The sequence below is a fragment of the Paenibacillus agricola genome (assembly GCF_011440305.1).
Classification (GTDB): Bacteria; Bacillota; Bacilli; order Paenibacillales; family NBRC-103111; genus Paenibacillus_S; species Paenibacillus_S agricola.
The window spans coordinates 200,728-219,892 of the sequence record NZ_JAAOIW010000009.1 but is presented as its reverse complement, the minus strand read 5'-3'; the positions used below and the strand labels follow the sequence as shown (position 1 = coordinate 219,892).

The window sequence follows — 19,165 nt, the reverse complement described above, 5'->3', positions numbered from 1 at the left end:
AGTGTCCATCATAAGGTGAACCGCCTTTATCTTTCTGTCTTATTCAGGTAATCACTTTACTTATTTTTTTAATGAAATACCTGCTTATTTCTACCCATAGCCAGCTGTAGAAAAATGAGAACACATAAACAATTGCGATTGTACTTAGGTTAAACGTAGATGAAATTGTTGGACCCAGAACCGGAAATCGAAAAACGTAAAGCAACAAAAGGATTCCCGACCATAAACAAAACGACCCGACCAACACAGCTGATAACCGTGTTTTTAAATATAACAGCGAACCGCCAATCCCAAGCCCCAATAGACCTGTCGATAAAGGAAAAACGATCAGTTCGCTTGGTTGGATAAAAAAGAGAAGCACAATAGTGAGCAAATAGGCGGTCAGACCCGAACGGATAGAAAGGATAGTACATAACACAATGGGGGCTGTGGCAAGGGGACTAATCAAGTAGCCGATCACTGGCAGAAGCCCTCCAATGGATTGAAAAATGGCGGATAGCGTGGAAAGAAAAGCGATAGTAATCATTTTTCTTGTGGCAGCTTCGGCTGTTCCAAAACGGGTGTGAATCTCTGAAACTTCTACACATACAGGTTTTAGCCAGTAATTTTTCATAGGGTTCATCGTTCAAAAACTGCTCCTTTCAACAAGATATGGATCAGAAGCAGGATCATCGCAGAAACGATAATCATCCAATCCCGCCAACTAAACTGCAAACGGCTTGCCCGGATTTTATTTCCCGGTAAGTAACAACGAGCATCCATAGCAAGAGCCAATTGGTCCGCCCGGCGAAGCACGGCAATGAACAGAGCAACGAGAAACTGAAGAAGAGATTGTATTTTTGTTTGAAAGCTTGCGCTTTTATATCGTGCGTGTTTCACTTTTTGCGATTTCAACATTGAGTCCGCTTCATCGATAAAGAGAGGCATAAATCGAAAGGCCACCGAGATCATAAATACGAAATTTTGAACCGGAAATCGAATGAGAATGAGCGGGCGCATGATAGCCTCCAGACCGTCTGCCAGCTTTGTCGGGGTGGTCGTTACACTGAGCACTATAGCCGTTATGATAAAAAAAATTAGCTTGCAAGGTAGAATTACTGCATTTTTAATATCACCTAACAGCATGTGGTAAAAAAACAGTGAGAGCAGAAGGGGGAGCAAGCCCTTCAGACCATTCCATAAATAAGCTAGCGGCAACCGGGCGGTGAAAACCAGTATAAATCCAGCGATTGCGTAGAAAACCATGCTGACTAGATCATTCGAACAGGTAACCAAAGATAAATATGTCGCTGCAAAAATAAGTTTTGAACGAGGATCCAAGTCCTGTAAAAAAGAGCCTGTGTTCATAGACGGCCCGAAAGACAGCAACTTAAACCAGTGCACGTCACAGGTCCTCCCTAGAGAGATTAGTGATGAATGACATCAGTTGCTCTTCTTTATATAAACTTTCGGGTAATTTTTCGGCGAACCGCTTTTCGAGTGAATCTATAAAACGGAGCAGGGGCGTTTTAACAAAACCGATTCGTTCCAGCCGACACCAGTGATCTTGAATTTTACAAGGGTGGAAATCCGCATACAATTGACCATGGTCTAACACGAGAATACGATCAGAGTACTCTAGGGCTTCTTCAAGACGATGAGTAATGTAGAGAACAGTCATTTTTTTCTCATCTTGAATTTGCTTTATGTACGATAACATTCTGCTTCGTTCCCAGCTATCTAGACCCGCTGTCGGTTCATCCAGAATGAGAATTTCTGGTTCCGTAACCAAAACTCCTGCCAGTGCAATCCGCCGCAATTCACCGCCGCTGATTTGAAACGGTGATAGGTCTTTGAATTGCGAATAGCATACCCCTACGGCTTCCATGGCTTGTTTCACCTGCTCAGAAACCCATTCTCGACTCATGCCCAAACGATTTAGTCCTGCACCGATATGATCGAAAACCGTGTCCTCAAATACTTGGTGCTCGGGAAATTGGAACAAAAACCCGATTGTTTTCCAAAGGAGGTGTCGGTCGGCTTTATTATTCACTTGGTAAGGTCCGACCCGTATTACCCCTGAATGAGGGAGGATCAGGCCTCCAATCATCTGTCCTAATGTGGTTTTTCCGCTCCCGGTCGGTCCCATAATCGCCACGAACTGACCTGCAGGAACGTGTAATGAGATTCGATCAATGACTTTTTTATAATAAGGGGTTCTAGCGGCAAGCATGCAATTTACGTTCTCTACAACAATATCCATCACTGATCCGCTAATTCAAGTTCACTCATAGCAGGTAATTTCAGCCCTTTTTGCGTGGCAATGTCACGCATTCGAACAGAAAACGGTGGGAGAAGTCCGGAGTCTGTAAAAACGCCCGAATTGCCTGCCGCCTCTTGGGGTGTTCCATCAAACCGGATCATGCCTTTCTGCATCACTACAAGACGATCAGCAGTGAAAATCTCCTCGATCTCATTGGTCACATGGACAATTGTGATTCGGTTACGATGTAATTCGGACATGATCTGATGAATTTGTTGGACGCTTTTGGTATCGAGCATGGAAGTAGACTCGTCAAAAATGATCACTTTGGGCTCCATTGCCAGAACTCCGGCAATCGCCAACTTTTGTTTTTCCCCGCCGGATAGAAAATACGGAGGATGATCCTTCAGTCCATAGAGCCCAAGCATTTGCAAGACGTTCCGGCACCGGGCTTCTGCTTGTTCCGGGGAAACGCCGATATTATACATGCCAAAAGCTGTATCCTCTCGAACGGTCATACCAACAATTTGATTCTCCGCGTTTTGGAACACCATACCAACATTTTGGCGAATATTCCTCAAGTGCTGAGGGTCGCATGTCATCTTTCCGTAAACGGCGACTTCTCCCAATGTAGGTTGGATAAGGCCGTTAATCAATCGAACTAACGTTGATTTTCCGGAACCGTTTCCACCTACGAGCGTAAGCCATTCTCCTTCATAAATGGTTAAACTGATTTCCCGAAGCGTCCAATCCTGGCGCGAATCGTACCGCAACCATACGTTTTTTAACGTAATAACGTTTTCCATTGTTCCCTCCGGCTTTTATACGATATTCATAATTCTATATGATTCTATATGTGAATCTGAGGAATATTAGAACGCTAGAGTTGGATAAAGCTTGAACTCTATCTGGATCAAAGAAGCTCGGGGGTTTCGGGTTTCAGAGGAATCATGGAACAATTTCAAAAACAGTACCTTGATTAGAATCAGCTACTTTCATAGAGCTATAAACCCCTAAATATAGTCTGGTTTGATTTAGATTCGAACCCAAACTAACATAATAAGCTGATTGAGACCCAAAATTATAATCGATTTCAATAACATTAAAATCATTTAGTTTACCATCTGTCCTTACCCTGGTATAAGCTAAAGCCCCTCTAACCGGAAGTTGAGATTCTTTATCCCGCGCTAGATCGGTAAACACAATGTTTCCCGATAAATCGGGGATTTCATTTCCCAAATATGGCTGGACTCCTGTAAGTGCAGTTGCTCTAAACTTATCGGTTCGGGGATCTTCATGAAAATAACTCGTTAGAGGCGGAAGACGCCGCACTGAAGTTTTTACAGCTTCATCGTAATAAGCAATTGTGTTCTCATTCAAAGCCGGATTTGCAGAGCATCCTGTTATTATCGAAGTAGGAAAAGCCCCTTCCCACCCTCGCCAGCCAAAGTTAATAAATCCTTCTTGGTCAGGTTCAGATTTCATTAAAGAAGCTTGAACAAGCTGAGTAACCGGTATTGGTTTATAATGAGTGAATGAATAAATCGACTCTGCGAGATCTTGTCCAACATTTCCAACGTATTTGATATACTGATTATAAAACCTTTGAAATGAAATGCCTGGTATATTGCGAACTCCTTTGGCAATTACCGTAAGCGTTTCCTGAATAGGCACGGGTAGCTCATTAAAACGTGTAACTACGGGTGGATTATCGGTAAATATACTGTTATCAATTTCGATTATTTTACCTGCTATTTCCATGTCATCTTGGCTTAAATTAAATGGATCATAGCCTGATCCGCCATCACCGGTTGTCAAAACAAGTTTTCCGGTTTCAGGTGAAAAATTTAAGCTGTTGACACCGTTATGGTTTGAAAATGGCCTTCTTATATTAAGTAATGTCCGCCGTTTTTGAGGTTGGCCATTCGAATGTAGAATCCATTCTTCAACTGTATCAATATGATCATATTGAATTTCTCTATTTATCCACTTTAGGTTTAAGGTGCTAGAATCACACGGGTTAGGCTTAAAAGAATCATGAAGAGCACCTGGACCTTGGGTTCCAGCAACTGAATAATGGAGATAAAACAGGCGATTATAATAAAATTCGGGATGAAATGCTAGCCCTAGCAATCCCCGTTCATCATAACCACCGCTAGAAGCACCTAGTTGTATGATTCGTGAGCGAATATCTAAAAAAGTCCCTACAACTCCGTTTCTTATGTAAAAGATCTCTCCTACCTGGGTTGCAATAAATAATCTTTCGATGGAGTCACCTGGAAGTATAGTAGTTTTCAACACAGTGGGTAAATTTAGCTTACTAACAATGGGCCGCAAACTAACTTTAACTTTTACCATTTAACTTTACCCTCCTTTATATTTTTTTCTTATATAAGAATATGATTAGAACTGTTTAATATTACCGGGGTACCCGCTCCTACTGCATCTGTCTTGGTGCTGCACGATGCATTTCCGTTCATCAGGAGGCGGAAGCATTACTCCGTAAAGCAGGAATTCCGTGGCTTGTAGAACGGAAGAGATTGCTGGGAAAAACATCCAGGTTAGGCTCGTTTCGGACCTAAACAAAGCGCAATTATGTTACCGAGATGTGCTTGGATGCCGAGTGGATGATTGGGGTCACGCGGAACGGGACGATATGATCTTCATTCTACAGCTGGCAGCATCGGTCGAGGATATTAATCCGAATGCAGCCACCGCAAAACGTACGAATTACCCAACCGACTGGGAAGGACCGGAGTACGGATGGGACACGTTTGTACATATAGGATGGGAGGCCTCGATATCTACGTCGAAGAAGTACGTGGGAAAGGCGCTAATGTCGCAATCGAGCAACTGCGAAGGTATTTGTAATCAGATTGCAATCTAGTTTTCATCTGGCGTTAATAAATCAAGCCTATAATAGAACTCGACCCCCCTTTTAACATATAAAAATTAAGACCCGCATCCCGTTGATGTGGGTCTCTTTTTGACCTATGATCTTTACAAAAGAAATAAGCCCACCCAACGTAGTACCCATGCAAGCTTTTGTAGATTATATAAAGCGTACAGTATAAGCATTTACTGCGCATTACGTGGGATAAATTTCCATAGACTATCATTAAACTAACGCGCAGTATACAGCAATAGGAAATTAGTGGTAATCTAGTTTTGTTAATTTAAAAGGGGAGGACGATGAAGTGGCTCCAAAACATATAGTTTCTGCGGCAACAATTGTAGTTAATGAGCGTAACGAAATATTATTGATAAAAGGACCTAGACGAGGATGGGAAATGCCAGGAGGGCAGGTTGAAGAAGGGGAATCATTGAAAGATGCAGCGATAAGGGAAACAAAGGAAGAGAGCGGTATAGATATAGAAGTGACAAAGTTTTGTGGTGTTTTTCAAAATGTAAGTAGCAGTATTTGTAACACTTTATTTTTAGGCAGACCAGTCGGAGGAGAATTAACAACTACCCCTGAGTCTTTAGAAGTAGGATTTTTTCCAATAGAAACAGCATTAGAAATGGTAAATTGGGGAAATTTTAAGCAAAGAATTGAGCTTTGTTTGAATGAAGAACGTCATCCTTTTTATGTTGAATTTTCCATTCCGCTTAAGGATTGCTAGTGCTCCATAAGTTTTTTTCGTCGGACAGCGTCAACCTGATGGATATGATAGTTCAATAAAGGACTCTATACAAACGATGAAGGAGCTGCCGTGGCAGCTCCTTTTACATCTGCACAAATTAAGAGATATTATACAGTTGTCTTGATTTCATGCCAAGAAATTGGAGTTATGTGGCTTTAGCGGAGAGAAAGCGACATGTGGTAATATATATTAACGGAGGTAGGTGAACATGATCAAATCATTATCCACAAAAATATTTATGTTATATACCAAATTTCAAATGTTGATATTATCAGTATTCGTTTTTGGATTAATTGAAGCTGGGGTATATTTTGATTTAGTGTATACAGTTATTCTAATGCCTGAACTCGCACCTATAATCGCTGCTGTGTTATTAATTATATGAATATGGATATTTATAAAAAAGAAAAAAGTGAGAAGCCCAAATAAGCCCAAATAATTATGGAGAATAAGGGATTAAGATAACTTGTAGATATGCTCACAAAATTAAGTGTTTTTATACAGATGCACTGCTCACTGCTAGGCATTAAGAAACGGACAGGATTTCTCAATAACCGTTATCTGAAGGGTTCTGTATGAATTCGCTTTCACGTTTTGAGGGAAAAGAGAGAATCCGAATAGATGATTATAAAATTAAGATTTTACGAAAAGAAGAGCTTCGACGTAGATACAATATAAGAGAAGTGATCTTCATTTTCGAAAAATATGTTGAGTGAATTTGTCTCACTAACGGAAGAGGAGAGTTTGAAAACGCACACAATGAGGCTGCCGTAGGAAACAAACGGCAGCCTCATTGAACTTTGCGATTTCCCAGCCTTCTCGACGAAATCGCGGCGCTACAATGCCGATGCGAGAGGTTTCGATCGGATTGTTACGTTCCCGTTGCTAATGAGTCGTTCAGCACCCATTGCGAATGAATGTTGGCTTCGTCTCGGTAGTGCTCAGGCTAGAACGGCTGGCTTTAGCACTTCCACACACCACTGGATAAAGCTGGTGGGGGTAGGCTGCGCGGTACGCGACTCGTTGTTGTAAATGCCCTGATCCTGGGCCGCAGCCATGTCGACCAGGCCCTGCGCCCATGCCTCGGTCATCCCGTACTGCATCATTGTCGCCTTATAATCCGCGCTGGTGATTTGCTGAAAGCGAACCGGCCGCTCCAGCACCTGGGAAATGATCTGAGCCATGTCTTTGGGGGTCAGATCGTCGGGACCGACTACCGGGACGCTGTCCTGACCGGTCCATGAGTCATCGAGCAGCAGTTTGGCAGCCACCGTGGCGATATCGCGGGTGGCACAGGTCGCAAGCTTGTGATCTCCGGAGTTGGCCATAAAGAACATGCCCTGGCTCTTGATCGTCTTGACCTGGTTGAGCAAGTTCTCCATGAAGAACGGCATGCGCAGTGCCCGGTAGCTCACACCCGTGGTTTCGATAAGATCGTCCATCGCGAACGCAGGCGACAGCAGCCCGGCGTTCTTGCCGAACTCGCGACCCAAGCTCGAGACGCCGATCACGCGCTTGACGCCCTGGCTCTTGATCGCCTCACACGCCGGCCGGGTGAAATTCAGGTAGTAGCCCTTGGAGCTCTCGGCACGGGGGTTCGGGGGCACCAGCCATAGCACGCAGTCAGCGCCTTCGAACGCCTTGGTGACGACATCGATGTCGTCGTGCGACCCTTGCACGACTTCGACGCGCTCACGCATGCGCGGGGACAGACGGGATGGATCGCGCACGATCACGCGGATTGCCTCTGTGCTGTCAAAGATGTTGTCGAGGATCTGTTGGCCGATCTGGCCGGTGGGAGTGGTGACGACGATCATGAAAACCACCTCCAAGAGAGGGATCCAATGACATTGGGTGCTCCAAATCGTGTTACTACCATTGCTATCACACAAATCATCCTTTCTCGCGTTTTGCCAGCCTTAAATGGTTTATCTGAGTGGCCAACATTGAAATATTACACTGTTGTTTACACAACAATTTCGTGTATACTACACTGTATAATGAATGATAAACGGTTTGAGCGATCCATACAATCAGCAAATGGTCGTTACCGTGGTATAAACAACATCTGTGCGGTTTTGTTGTCTTTGTAAATTGAGGAGTGAAGTGAAACATGCCGGTAAATGCAAACGATCCCCGCGTGAAACGCACGCGTCAGTTATTGATGCAGTCCTTTATGGAACTGCTAGTAGAAAAGAAGAATATCTACTCCATTTCAGTTCAAGATATTGCTGCTCGGGCGACTGTGAATCGCGCCACATTTTATGCGCACTTCGAAGATAAATTTGCTTTTCTTGAGTGTTGGATGAGGGAAAAGTTTCAGAGGAAATTGAAAGAAGCATTGCCGGATTCTTCAATATCGAATATGAGTAGTTTGCGAACCCTCATTCTGGCCGTTTTCGATTTTCTTGCCCGTACTCGACAGTACATGACTTCAGAGGACCGTCAATTTGAACCGCTGTTTGAAATCGCGATGCAAAAAGAACTTTATCAACTCCTGTTCGAATGGTTGAGTAAAGAGTCAAATTCCTCGGTCCCGCAAGAGATGGTGGAAGCTACGTCCCTCATTACAAGTTGGGGCATATTTGGTTCTGCCGTGGAGTGGAGTCGAAGTCCCCAGAATCGCACAGCGGAAGCGATGGTGCAAGACGTATTGGTGGTTGTGGCGGCGGGTTTGGCACCCGTAATGACATAATCCATCTGATGGATATTAGCTCGGATGAGCGTTGGATCTCTGTCAAAGATCGGACAATAACAACCGATAAATTTACGCAGCGAAACAGATCAAACGTTCGTATTAGGGTGTAAGATACCTTATCGCTAGATAGAAAAACCAGACAAATTGTTGTCTGGTTTTTTCTATTTTCCCTAAAGGGATGATTAAGTTGCTCACAAAACTGCGAGAAAGTTACAAAGCTTGATATGTTAATTTTATTATTTATAGAGCCGACCATTTTTCGATGCCGCCAATGCCCTTGTATTACCATTGCTCAATATCACCGTATGTGCTCCTTTGATCGGGTCGGCCTCTTGATAAAGTAACTTGTTCGTTTGTCATTTCACCTTGTGTTTTGCCTTGACGAACCAATTCTTTAATCTCATCCGACCAGTCGTAATCCGCTAGTGGGTCGCTTGACTGATAACTTCTTGCGCGTCTGCACTTCCGTTGGATATGGTTACGGCCCCGCTATTATAACTAACAACGGATACGCCCCAAGAAGCATTTCCTCTAAATTCCCCTGCTTCAATATTGCAAACCCTTATATTATAAGGGTTTTTCACTTTGTTCAGGAAGTTTATACAATTGAAAAGAGTATATCAGAAGCTACATGTTTATCCCTATACAACCTAGTCTATCTTAGGCTTTATTGGTATAAACATAAGTATGATTGGAGTTAGATATCATAGTCAATTTTCTTATAGGAAGGTGAGCGTATGAGCCAAATTAAAGCAATTGTGAACGGTAAGTTAGTAACACCCTACCATGTTATCGATGACGGGGTCGTATTGATCATTGACGATCTCATCGCCGAGTGCGGGACGAAGGGGAGCATAGTCATCCCAGAAGGTGCTCAAATTATTGATGCCAATCATAAATATATCGGTCCCGGGTTCATAGATATCCATTGTCACGGGGGAGGGGGGCACTGGTCTTGGGAGGAGCCAATACCATTTGCCGTAAGCCACTTGAAATTCGGGACGACCGGTATTTTGCCAACGCTCGTCTATAATTTGAGTAGGGAAGAGACATTGGAGGGAGTAAAGAAAATCCTACAGGCGGAGGGTCAACCCTATAGTCAAGTTATTTTGGGCATACATATGGAAGGACCTTATATTAATAACAAATACGGTGCGATTACGGCTCCGATAAGACCGGTAGATCCGGTAGAATACCAGACGCTTCTGGCATGTGCCGGCGAACAAATAAAAATATGGACGCTTGCTCCCGAATTGAAAGGACAAATTCAATTTGCGGAAGCCGCATTAGCATACGACATTGTGTTGTCTGTTGGTCATTCGGAAGCGGATGCGGAAACGATTTTTTCATTTGTCCCCAAAGGGCTTAGGCTTGGCTGTCATTGCACGAACGCATCTGGTGTTACACCATCTCCTACAAGATACGGAGGTACGAGGGAAGTTGGCGTTGATGAGGCAGTGCTTGTTCATGACGATATTTATGCGGAAATCATACCTGATGCTGGAGGGGTTCATGTCAGACCGTTAATGTGTAAATTGATTCATAAAACTAAAGGTACAAACCGCGTTATTATTATTACGGATGCGATAAACGAAGCAGGCGTCGCGCCAGACCCCAACCAGAAGGCGGAGGGTCTATATGAAGACGTAAGATTTATTGAAGGAGTGGGGTTATCCGGCAGTAAATTGACTATGAACAAAGCGGTGCGCAACATGATGCGTCATACTGGTGTGGGATTTGTTGACGTGTTTATTATGGCATCGTTAAATCCTGCGAAACTACTGAAGCTCAATGAGCTTGTCGGCAGTGTAGAAAAAGGGAAGCTAGCTAATCTGGTTATCGTGTCTGAAACGATGGAAGTGGACACTGTTATCTTTCAAGGTAACGTTGTGGAGTAGTTTCATGCTTCAATCCCGTGCGATGTAAGATTAAAAATTGTTCTTTATTGATCACTAAATTCATATATTGAAACTAGTGTTTTAATAAGTAAAGTGAGGCGAAAGGTGTGAACAACAACTGGACGTTTAACAAATACGATCAAGAGGCAGCTCAGGAAATACGCTCATTTCTACCCGCCAAGATATTTGATATTCATGCTCATATCTACCGGATTCACGATCTCAACCCGACAGGAGCAAGCATGTGGACAGAAGGTCCCGAGGAAGCATCCATCCAGATATGGCGAGGACATTTATCCGCCTATTTAGGTGAAAATCGGTTAGCCGGTGGTTTATTTTTTCCTGTTCCGATGATCACGGCAAATCTGCGTAAGCAAAACGATTATCTTATTGAGCAATTGGAGAAAGATTCAGGAAGCAGAGGGTTAATCTTGGTCTCTCCCGATGATGAGCTGGAAAATATGATCGTTTATTTAAACCATCCGCAGGTAGTCGGGTTTAAAATCTATCATATTTACAGCAAAGAGATGCCGACCTGGCAATCTTCGATTAGCGGATTTTGTCCCGACTGGATGTGGGCAGCGGCAAATGAACGCAGCATGATCGTGATGCTGCATATCGTGAAGGACTTGGCGATTGCCGACTCGGATAATGTTAGGGAAATTCGGGAATTGTGCACGAAGTTTCCAAGTGTCAAACTCGTCTTGGCTCACGCTGCACGCTGCTTCCATGCTCCCAACGCGGAAAAGGGGATAAGTGGGTTAAGAGGACTGGAAAATGTTTATTTTGATACGTCAGCTGTTTGTGAACCGGAAGCCATGAAGGTAATTCTACAGCAGTTCGGACCCCGTAAATTATTGTGGGGAAGTGATTTTCCTGTCTCTCAGATCCGAGGGAAATCTGTCACCGTCGGAGACGGATTTGCGTGGTTGGAACGGGAATTTTGCAATTGGGATCAATCTGCTCACTTAGGTCATCCCATTCTGGCAGGGATCGAATCTCTTCGGGCGCTAAGGAATGCTGCGAATGATCTTGGATTAAATGAAGAGGATCTGAACGATATTTTTTACTCTAACGCATCCAGGCTCCTCCAATTGGAGGATAAAGGGAACAATCGGACGAACGAGCTTTATCTTCATGCGAAGACACGTATACCTGGAGGGGGGCAGCTTCTGAGTAAACGGCCTGAGAATATGGCTCCCGGCAGGTGGCCGGCTTACTTCAGAGAAGCGAGGGGCTGCGAGGTCTGGGATTTAGACGGAAAGCATTATTATGATATGTCGACGAACGGTGTAGGCTCCTGTCTATTGGGCTACCGCGATCCAGATGTGACCCAGGCTGTCGTGCGCAGGGTGAATCTGGGAAGCATGAGTTCTTTGAATGCTCCGGAAGAGGTTGAGCTAGCAGATATGCTTTGCGATATTCATCCATGGGCGGAGCAGGTCCGATTCGCGAGAGGCGGCGGTGATTCATGTGCTGTTGCGGTCAGAATCGCACGCGCTACTACGGACCGCTCCGTTGTAGCAATTTGTGGCTATCATGGTTGGCAAGACTGGTATTTATCCGCGAATTTAGGTGAAAACGACGCATTGCGTGGTCATCTGCTCTCTGGATTAAATCCGAAGGGTGTTCCAAGTGAGCTTCGCGGAACGACGGTGACCTTCAAATACAACGATCGAAATGCTCTGAATACGATTATCGATCAATACGGCAGCAAGTTGGCTGCTGTGATTATGGAACCGTGCCGATACGATAATCCGGAGCCGGGATTTTTGCAGGTTGTCCGCGAGAGCACTCGACGCTGCGGCGCTCTGCTCATTTTTGACGAAATTACAATCGGCTGGCGTCTACACTATGGTGGAGCGCATTTGAAATTCGAGGTCACACCGGACATTGCGGTATTCGCCAAGGCACTGGGTAACGGTCACCCCATCGGAGCGATTATCGGTACCGAGGAAGCTATGCAAGGGGCACATGAATCGTTTATTAGCAGCACCTACTGGACAGAAAGTGTAGGTCCTGCAGCCGCCATTGCCACGGTTCGTAAGCTGGGTAAGACGGATGCCCCGGCGCATGTGGAGCGAATCGGAAGCCTCGTTATGGATAGCTGGCGACGCCATGGTGAAAAATACCGGCTTCCTGTACATATAGATGGAGGTTATCCTTGCTTGGCACATTTCAGCTTTAAGCATGAGGAATCAGAGAAACTGCGTACGATGTACACTCAAATGATGCTGGACCGCGGTTTTTTGGCTGGAACCTCCATTTATCCGACTTTAGCTCACAATGACGATATGGTACATATATACGACTTGGCAATCGATGAAGTATTTGCTGAAATATCAGATGCCTTAAAAGCAGGTGATGTGGACAAGAGAATGAGAGGCAATGTGGCGTTGAGCGGATTTCAGCGATTAATATAATCGATATTTCCAGGGAGGAAGCAAGATGTCAGAAATCAGATTAACAGGGGAACAGAAAAGCTTTTACAAGGAAAACGGTTATTTGATTGGACTGCCTCCTGTCTATGCTCCTGACGAAATGAATCAGTTACAAGATGGTTTGAAGGAACTGACTGATCTTCTTCATGAGGGAGAGCAGATAAATGATATCATCTATTGGGAAAGAGAGAGTAAGTGGCTTTATGATATTTCCGCAAACCCGCAAATTCTGAACTACGTAGAAGATATCCTTGGCCCCCATTTTTATCAATGGGGTACAGAGTTTTTTGCGAAGGCTCCCCACAGTTCGAAAGTAGTCCCTTGGCATCAGGACGGCTATTATTACCCGTTTACGCCACAAAATAAGACGATAACTGTATGGTTGGCTTTTACGGAGGTGGATGAAGAGAACGGTGCGATGAAAGTAATTCCCGGTACTCATAATAAAGGTTTGATCAGACATAGAAAAGCGGATTTGAGCGGCTCCTACTTGACACTAGAGCTTGATGAAGGGACCTATACAGAAGAAACTGCGGTATCTCTCACATTGCAGCCAGGAGAGATGTCCATCCATCACGATTGTATCGTACATGGTTCTCCCGCGAATGTGTCGGATCGCTGGCGGATCGGTTTAACACTGCATTACAGTTCGACCGAGGTGAAATGTGATACGACGAAGAATCCAGGATTTAAGTGTTTTCTCATGAGAGGTATAGACGAGTTTAAACATAATCAGATAGGAACGATTCCGACAAAGCCGTTCGGGCGTATTTACGAAAAATACAAGACACCCGAAAGAACTGAGTGATGGAAAGGAAAATTCAATGTGAAAACTGTTAACATTAATGGTCTGTCTATTTCTCAGATGACATTAGGTACCGTTCAGTTGGGGTTACCGTACGGTATAGCTAACAAAATTGGAAAACCGGATCAGTCGCTCGGGCATCAAATTCTAGGCGAAGCTATCCGTGGTGGGATCAATTGCTTCGATACGGCTATGGTTTACGGAGATTCCGAGCGTATACTTGGAGATTATTTTGCTGATAAAGATAAACCGTTTATTATTTCTAAGTTAATGCTGGACATTGACGGGAACACTACGTTAGCGGGAATCCAACGACAGGTGTTCTCTTTGGTAGAGGGTTCGCTTGCCCGACTTAACCTTGCTAAGATTCCCTTAATGATGCTTCATAAGCCCTCCATACTGCATGAGCATGGAGAAGCGGTTACTGCAGCATTTCGCGCTGTAGTTCGTGATGGGTTAGCTGAACGTATGGGAATATCGTTTGGTGCTGAGGTGGAAAATGAGTTTTGGGAAATATGGAAATATGCTCGGGATGATGTGTATGAAGCGGTACAAATTCCAATCAACATTTTCGATCATCGTCTTATTCGAAGCGGAGCGCTGGGTGTCATTGGGGAAGCGAAGAAAATGGTGTTTGCCCGCAGTATTTTTCTTCAGGGGCTTCTACACATGTACAAGGAAGAACTCCCTGTACATTTGTCTGAGGCAGGCCCGTATCTGGAAACGCTAAAGAGTCTTGCCACGAAGGAAGGGCTGAGTATTGCGCAAATGGCTGTTGCATTCGTACGGGATTTACCGGTGATCCATAGCCTTGTCATTGGCGTGGAAACTGAGGAACAAGTTATAACCAATATCGATCTGATGAACTGCCCAGCAATTAGCGAACCCACCCGCAAAGAGATATTGCGGCTCTTTGGTCATATACCGGAGTTTATAATAAGTCCACAGTTATGGAATCTTGATACGGGTAAATAATGGCTGCAACCGGTAAATAAGAGGTTACTCAAGAATCTATTATTAAGGATAGCAAATAAATGGATGGAATGGGTGAAGTGATAATGAAACAAAAACTTACAGAGGCCAATAGTGAACAGGAGGATATACAGGCTCGTTACACCATTAACTCTATTGATAAAGCAATGGATGTCATCGAGGTTTTGTCCGAATACGGCTCGTTAAGCCTAATTGATCTTGCTAGTCTGGTCAAACAGCCAAAATCATCACTGTTTAGAATTATACTCACTTTAGAAAAAAGAGGATTCATTGGGAGAAGTGAAACGGACGGTAAATACTGCCTGGGACTCAAGCATCTCGTTATTACTAAAAACTTATTGGAACGTAACACGCTGCGAACCTCATCGTTACAAGAAATGCATAAACTGGTCGACAAGTACGGCGATACGGTCAACCTTTGCGTTTTTTTGGAGGGCGAAGTGTTATATGCAGAGATCATCGAAGGCACTTATGCCCTGAGAATGTCGGATCAGGTGGGATCCAAGGCTCCCCTGCATGCTACAGCAACCGGCAAGGCTTTTGCGGCCTCGCTTCCTGAGGAAGAAGTGCGAAGCTTATTGGATCAAAAAGGTTTAGACTCTTATACACCCAACACGATTATAAGTGTACAGCGTTTTTTACAAGAGCTGTCGATCATTCGTGAGAAGGGATATTCCATAGACGATCAGGAAATTGTATGGGGTGCAAGGTGTATTGCGGCTCCTATCTTCAATATGTTTGGACTCGTGGAAGGTGCGATCAGCTTATCTGGTGCGATGCATCGTTTTCCAGATGACCAGTTAGCTGCGATTGCAGAGGATGTAAAGGCGGCAGCATACGCCATATCGATGAAACTGGGATATACACTTTAACGTTTTCTAAACCGTCTCGAAGTCCTGTGAAGAACGAGCGAAGCGGCCAAAGTAAATGGATACCGGAGGTGCATAATGACATTGAGACCCGTCTCGCATGAAACACCAGCGGTCGTTGTTGATTGGGATATCATGATGAGCAACATTCGCTTGACAGCTGAGAGAGCACGTAATTGCGGCGTTAAGCTTAGACCTCATACGAAGACACACAAAAGCATCAGGATCGCGAGAGAACAAATTCTATGTGGAGCTCAAGGCATCACCGTAGCGAAGCTCGGGGAAGCGGAAGTGATGGCTGAGGGTGGAATTGACGATATTTTAATTGCTTTCCCTATAGTGGGCAAGGCAAAGCTTGAGCGTCTCGGCAAGCTTCTACAGAAGGCTCGTGTTATCGTAAGCACTGATAATTACGATGTGGCTCGTGGGATTTCCGAGTTGGGTGAATCACTTAAAAGGCGAATCCCGCTTTACGTGGATATTAACTCCGGCTTGAACCGTTGTGGCGGCGAACCTGGTGAGGAGTCGGGCGAGACGGTGGTGCAAATTGCTTCTTTACCGGGTGTCGAATTGATAGGTCTCATGACTCATGCAGGCCACGTATATGGCTGCTTATCCGATAACGAATGTCGCAGCATCGCCGTAAGAGAAGCCGAAAGCCTGCTCTCTACACAGGATTGGTTGAAACGGAATAGAGGAATCGAGGTCACTGAGATTAGTGTCGGTTCTACGCCTACCTCAAAATTTGTCGGCGAGCTGCCCGGTGTCACGGAGATGCGCCCCGGTGCCTACGTCTTTGGCGATGTTTCCCAAATTGTTACGGGGACGATCAATGTGGAGAATTGCGCGCTACGCGTACATGCTATGGTCGTGAGTACACCACGTCCGGGAACCGCCATCATCGACGCAGGGTCCAAAACGTTGTCCAGTGACATCAACGGACAACGTAGAGGCTATGGTCTGCTGCCCGCCTATCCGGACGTGATCGTAGAACGGCTTAGCGAAGAGCACGGAATTCTTAGCTTACCGGAAGGCACTACCTTCCGGGTGGGGGATGTCGTTGAAATCATTCCCAACCATTGTTGTACGCTGGTTAATTTACACGACCGACTTCTTGAAGCGCGCGGGGGCAGTATTCATTCGTACATTACCGTAGACGCTCGAGGTAAGATCATCTAATTGGCAGCGCAGCGGGACTTATTCGCCGCACTTCTAGAATAAGCCAAGTAAAGTAGCACAGGATTGGGGGAAGGCTATTGGCTGAACATTTAAAAAGGAAACTGAAGATCGCGGTCGTTGGTATCCTGCATGAGACCAATACGTTTGCTCCCGGAACAACCGGAATCCAAGGTTTCACCGGTGAGTACACATCAGGGAAAGACGCGTTTTATGAGCGATATGAGGGAACGCGCACTTCCATGGGCGGCGTGATTTCCAAATCACGGGAGCTTGACGTTGATCTTGTTCCGGGTATTTACACTTCAGCTACGCCGAGCGGTATGGTGGAAGCTGAAGCAATGGAGACGTTAATCAATGATGTGCTGACCTCAGTTGATGTCAGTGCGGATGCTGTTCTGGTCATCATGCACGGCGCAATGGTAGCTGAAAATATTCCCGATGCCGAAGGGGAATTTCTCAAAAGGATGCGAGAAATCGTCGGACCCAAGCTTCCCATTGGCATGACGCTCGATTTGCATGGAAATATAAGCAGACGGATGGTCGAGCTGGTGGACATCATTGTCGGCTACGATACCTACCCGCATGTGGACATGTTTGAACGTGCTGAGGAAGCGTTAGAGCTTCTCGTTAGAACCGTACGGGGGGAAATTAGGCCAGTACGGGCCTTGGCACAACCAAGGATGTTGGTAGTGCCGCAAGGCATGCTGACTGTGGAAGGCGCAATGAAAGAATTGATGGACGAAGCCTTCGCGATGGAAAAGGAATCAGGCGTACTCAATGTGACGGTAGCTGGCGGTTTCCCCTACAGTGATGTCCCCGATGCGGGCATGGCCTTCGTCGTTACGACAGACGGGGACCTTACACTAGCTGAACGGTTAGCCGAGCGCCTATCGATGCATGCCCGTCAAAATAAGGAACGGTTTACAGTTCGTTTCGTTACACCCGAGGAAGCGGTCAGCCAAGCGTATGCCCAATCGGAAGGACCGGTCATTTTAACGGAGGGTTCGGATAACGTGGGCGGCGGCGCTCCTGGGGACGCTACGCATCTTCTTGCATTGCTGGTTGATCCGCCCTCACCGAGCTTGATTGTCATTCGTGATCAGGAGGCTGTTGCAGAGGCGCACCGTATCGGGATCGGGGGTGTCTTTGAATGCGAGGTAGGGGGAAAAAGTGATAAGCTCCATGGTAACCCTATAGGTATTAAAGGGCGGGTTCGTACTTTATTTGACGGCTTCTATACCCACATCGGACCGTATATGACCGGTCATCATGCCGATATGGGAAGAACAGCGGTTATCGAAAGCGGTAAGTTGACCCTCATATTGACGGAAAAGCGGCAGGCGCCTTGGGATCTTGGACATGTTCGCTCAGTCGGACTTTGGCCAGCCGATTTTCATGTGATAGTCGCCAAGTCGGCGATTGCTTGGCAAACAGCCTTTGGCCCATTTGCGAAGTCCGTCATACATGTCGAATCGCCGGGATGCTGCACTTCAAACCTGAAACATCTGTCTTATCAACTAGTGATGAAACCAGTTTATCCACTTTAGTAACAAAATACGCCATTAGAAGTTGTTCAGAACACTCAGCATTTTATAATCTATGTCAAAGGGGAATTGGTGCCATGAGGTTGGATGGAAAGGTGGCGCTCATAACTGGTGGCTCGACGGGAATCGGCGAGGCCGTGACGGAGCGTTTCGTAAGGGAAGGGGCGAGAGTAGCAATTATCGGACGGGATCGAGCGCGACTCGAACGAACCGTGGAAAACATAGGTTCTGGCGGAGGTAAAGTAATCGGGATCGTAGGAGACGTTCAGTACGCCAAAGATGTACAACGAATGGTAGAAGATACGTTGAATCTATGGAAGCAGATTGATGTGCTGGTGAATAATGCAGGAATATGCAGTCCGGCGCCTTTCCTTGAACTGTCCGAGGACGAATGGGATCGACATATGGCAATCAATTTAAAGGGTAGTTTTCTGGTCGGGCAACAGGTTGCGCGCGTAATGGTAAAACAGGATACCGGCGGTTCGATTATCAACATGTCCAGCGTGAACGGTCTAGCAGCAGAAGCTGATCAAGCGCACTATAACGCAACCAAAGGAGGTATCAATTTGCTTTCCATGTCGATGGCCCTCGAGCTTGCGCCACTCGGTGTTCGCGTAAATGCGCTTTGTCCAGGGTTTATCGAAACGAGATTAACGAAGCCTCTTATCGATAATCCTGCTGCTTTTGGTCCTTATTTGCAAACAATTCCGATGGGACGTGTCGGAACTCCGGCGGATATTGCATCTGCGGCACTGTTTCTCGCTTCGAACGATTCCGCTTATATGACCGGGCATTGTATGGTGGTAGATGGCGGTCAACTGATCAAACTTTCTTGAAAAAGAGGTGTGCCCT

At 45.5% G+C, this 19,165-nt stretch carries 17 protein-coding genes; 11 read left to right on the top strand and 6 right to left on the bottom strand.

What is annotated here, in order from left to right:
• Positions 1 to 43: 43 nt before the first annotated feature.
• The 5 genes from G9U52_RS23510 to G9U52_RS23490 all read right to left on the bottom strand — a co-directional run bounded on the left by G9U52_RS23510 (position 44) and on the right by G9U52_RS23490 (position 4,600).
• Positions 44 to 622 (bottom strand): hypothetical protein, encoded by a 579-nt coding sequence (locus tag G9U52_RS23510; protein ID WP_166153089.1) that lies wholly within the window; start codon positions 620 to 622, stop codon positions 44 to 46.
• Entirely contained in the window at positions 619 to 1,383 is a 765-nt protein-coding gene (locus G9U52_RS23505) for an energy-coupling factor transporter transmembrane component T family protein (RefSeq protein ID WP_166153088.1), read from the bottom strand. Before G9U52_RS23505 ends, G9U52_RS23510 begins: the two co-directional genes overlap by 4 nt.
• 1 nt (position 1,384) lies before the next feature.
• Entirely contained in the window at positions 1,385 to 2,242 is an 858-nt protein-coding gene (locus tag G9U52_RS23500; protein WP_166153087.1) for an ATP-binding cassette domain-containing protein, read from the bottom strand.
• Positions 2,242 to 3,048: an ATP-binding cassette domain-containing protein gene (locus tag G9U52_RS23495; protein WP_166153086.1), complete on the bottom strand. Its 807-nt coding sequence runs from the start codon at positions 3,046 to 3,048 to the stop codon at positions 2,242 to 2,244. The genes G9U52_RS23500 and G9U52_RS23495 overlap by 1 nt, the downstream gene beginning before the upstream one ends.
• Positions 3,049 to 3,190: 142 nt before the next feature.
• Positions 3,191 to 4,600, bottom strand: coding sequence for a PQQ-dependent sugar dehydrogenase (locus G9U52_RS23490; protein WP_166153085.1), 1,410 nt, complete (start codon positions 4,598 to 4,600; stop codon positions 3,191 to 3,193).
• Between the two features lie 160 nt (positions 4,601 to 4,760).
• Here G9U52_RS23490 and G9U52_RS23485 point away from each other — a divergent pair, with 160 nt between their 5' ends.
• Together G9U52_RS23485 and G9U52_RS23480 are read left to right on the top strand one after the other, a co-directional pair.
• On the top strand, positions 4,761 to 5,129 hold the full coding sequence (locus tag G9U52_RS23485) for a hypothetical protein (RefSeq protein WP_166153084.1): 369 nt from the start codon (positions 4,761 to 4,763) through the stop codon (positions 5,127 to 5,129).
• A 310-nt stretch (positions 5,130 to 5,439) separates the two neighbouring features.
• A complete protein-coding gene (locus G9U52_RS23480) occupies positions 5,440 to 5,865 on the top strand; it encodes an NUDIX hydrolase (protein ID WP_166153083.1) in 426 nt (141 codons plus the stop codon).
• A 962-nt stretch (positions 5,866 to 6,827) separates the two neighbouring features.
• Here the strand turns inward: G9U52_RS23480 and G9U52_RS23475 are convergent.
• Entirely contained in the window at positions 6,828 to 7,703 is an 876-nt protein-coding gene (locus G9U52_RS23475) for an NmrA family NAD(P)-binding protein (protein WP_166153082.1), read from the bottom strand.
• Positions 7,704 to 7,999: 296 nt separating this feature from the next.
• Here G9U52_RS23475 and G9U52_RS23470 point away from each other — a divergent pair, with 296 nt between their 5' ends.
• The 9 genes from G9U52_RS23470 to G9U52_RS23430 all read left to right on the top strand — a co-directional run bounded on the left by G9U52_RS23470 (position 8,000) and on the right by G9U52_RS23430 (position 19,149).
• Positions 8,000 to 8,581, top strand: a complete 582-nt coding sequence (locus G9U52_RS23470) for a TetR/AcrR family transcriptional regulator (protein ID WP_166153081.1) — start codon at positions 8,000 to 8,002, stop codon at positions 8,579 to 8,581.
• 740 nt (positions 8,582 to 9,321) lie between these two features.
• Positions 9,322 to 10,482, top strand: a complete 1,161-nt coding sequence (nagA, locus tag G9U52_RS23465) for an N-acetylglucosamine-6-phosphate deacetylase (RefSeq protein ID WP_166153080.1) — start codon at positions 9,322 to 9,324, stop codon at positions 10,480 to 10,482.
• A 107-nt stretch (positions 10,483 to 10,589) separates the two neighbouring features.
• Positions 10,590 to 12,905, top strand: a complete 2,316-nt coding sequence (locus tag G9U52_RS41440; protein ID WP_166153079.1) for an aminotransferase class III-fold pyridoxal phosphate-dependent enzyme — start codon at positions 10,590 to 10,592, stop codon at positions 12,903 to 12,905.
• A gap of 25 nt (positions 12,906 to 12,930) precedes the next feature.
• Positions 12,931 to 13,731, top strand: coding sequence for a phytanoyl-CoA dioxygenase family protein (locus G9U52_RS23455; protein ID WP_166153078.1), 801 nt, complete (start codon positions 12,931 to 12,933; stop codon positions 13,729 to 13,731).
• Between the two features lie 18 nt (positions 13,732 to 13,749).
• Complete coding sequence (locus G9U52_RS23450) at positions 13,750 to 14,703, top strand: aldo/keto reductase (protein ID WP_166153077.1); 954 nt, start codon at positions 13,750 to 13,752, stop codon at positions 14,701 to 14,703.
• A 59-nt stretch (positions 14,704 to 14,762) separates the two neighbouring features.
• Positions 14,763 to 15,593 carry an IclR family transcriptional regulator gene (locus G9U52_RS23445; RefSeq protein ID WP_166153076.1) on the top strand — a complete coding sequence of 277 codons (831 nt, stop codon included), beginning with the start codon at positions 14,763 to 14,765 and terminating at the stop codon, positions 15,591 to 15,593.
• Positions 15,594 to 15,668: 75 nt separating this feature from the next.
• Positions 15,669 to 16,769, top strand: a complete 1,101-nt coding sequence (locus tag G9U52_RS23440; protein WP_166153075.1) for an alanine racemase — start codon at positions 15,669 to 15,671, stop codon at positions 16,767 to 16,769.
• Between the two features lie 77 nt (positions 16,770 to 16,846).
• Positions 16,847 to 18,316, top strand: coding sequence for a M81 family metallopeptidase (locus G9U52_RS23435; protein ID WP_243767511.1), 1,470 nt, complete (start codon positions 16,847 to 16,849; stop codon positions 18,314 to 18,316).
• Positions 18,317 to 18,390: 74 nt separating this feature from the next.
• Positions 18,391 to 19,149, top strand: coding sequence for an SDR family NAD(P)-dependent oxidoreductase (locus tag G9U52_RS23430; RefSeq protein ID WP_166153074.1), 759 nt, complete (start codon positions 18,391 to 18,393; stop codon positions 19,147 to 19,149).
• Positions 19,150 to 19,165: the final 16 nt, after the last annotated feature.

What these genes read in the sequence shown, in the direction of transcription:
- G9U52_RS23490 (WP_166153085.1), bottom strand. Translation starts at nt 4,600, where the DNA reads ATGGTAAAAGTTAAAGTTAGTTTGCGGCCCATTGTTAGTAAGCTAAAT.
- G9U52_RS23455 (WP_166153078.1), top strand. Translation starts at nt 12,931, where the DNA reads ATGTCAGAAATCAGATTAACAGGGGAACAGAAAAGCTTTTACAAGGAA.
- G9U52_RS23510 (WP_166153089.1), bottom strand. Translation starts at nt 622, where the DNA reads ATGAACCCTATGAAAAATTACTGGCTAAAACCTGTATGTGTAGAAGTT.
- nagA (WP_166153080.1), top strand. Translation starts at nt 9,322, where the DNA reads ATGAGCCAAATTAAAGCAATTGTGAACGGTAAGTTAGTAACACCCTAC.
- G9U52_RS23470 (WP_166153081.1), top strand. Translation starts at nt 8,000, where the DNA reads ATGCCGGTAAATGCAAACGATCCCCGCGTGAAACGCACGCGTCAGTTA.
- G9U52_RS23440 (WP_166153075.1), top strand. Translation starts at nt 15,669, where the DNA reads ATGACATTGAGACCCGTCTCGCATGAAACACCAGCGGTCGTTGTTGAT.
- G9U52_RS23430 (WP_166153074.1), top strand. Translation starts at nt 18,391, where the DNA reads ATGAGGTTGGATGGAAAGGTGGCGCTCATAACTGGTGGCTCGACGGGA.
- G9U52_RS23500 (WP_166153087.1), bottom strand. Translation starts at nt 2,242, where the DNA reads ATGGATATTGTTGTAGAGAACGTAAATTGCATGCTTGCCGCTAGAACC.
- G9U52_RS23445 (WP_166153076.1), top strand. Translation starts at nt 14,763, where the DNA reads ATGGATGGAATGGGTGAAGTGATAATGAAACAAAAACTTACAGAGGCC.
- G9U52_RS23475 (WP_166153082.1), bottom strand. Translation starts at nt 7,703, where the DNA reads ATGATCGTCGTCACCACTCCCACCGGCCAGATCGGCCAACAGATCCTC.
- G9U52_RS23495 (WP_166153086.1), bottom strand. Translation starts at nt 3,048, where the DNA reads ATGGAAAACGTTATTACGTTAAAAAACGTATGGTTGCGGTACGATTCG.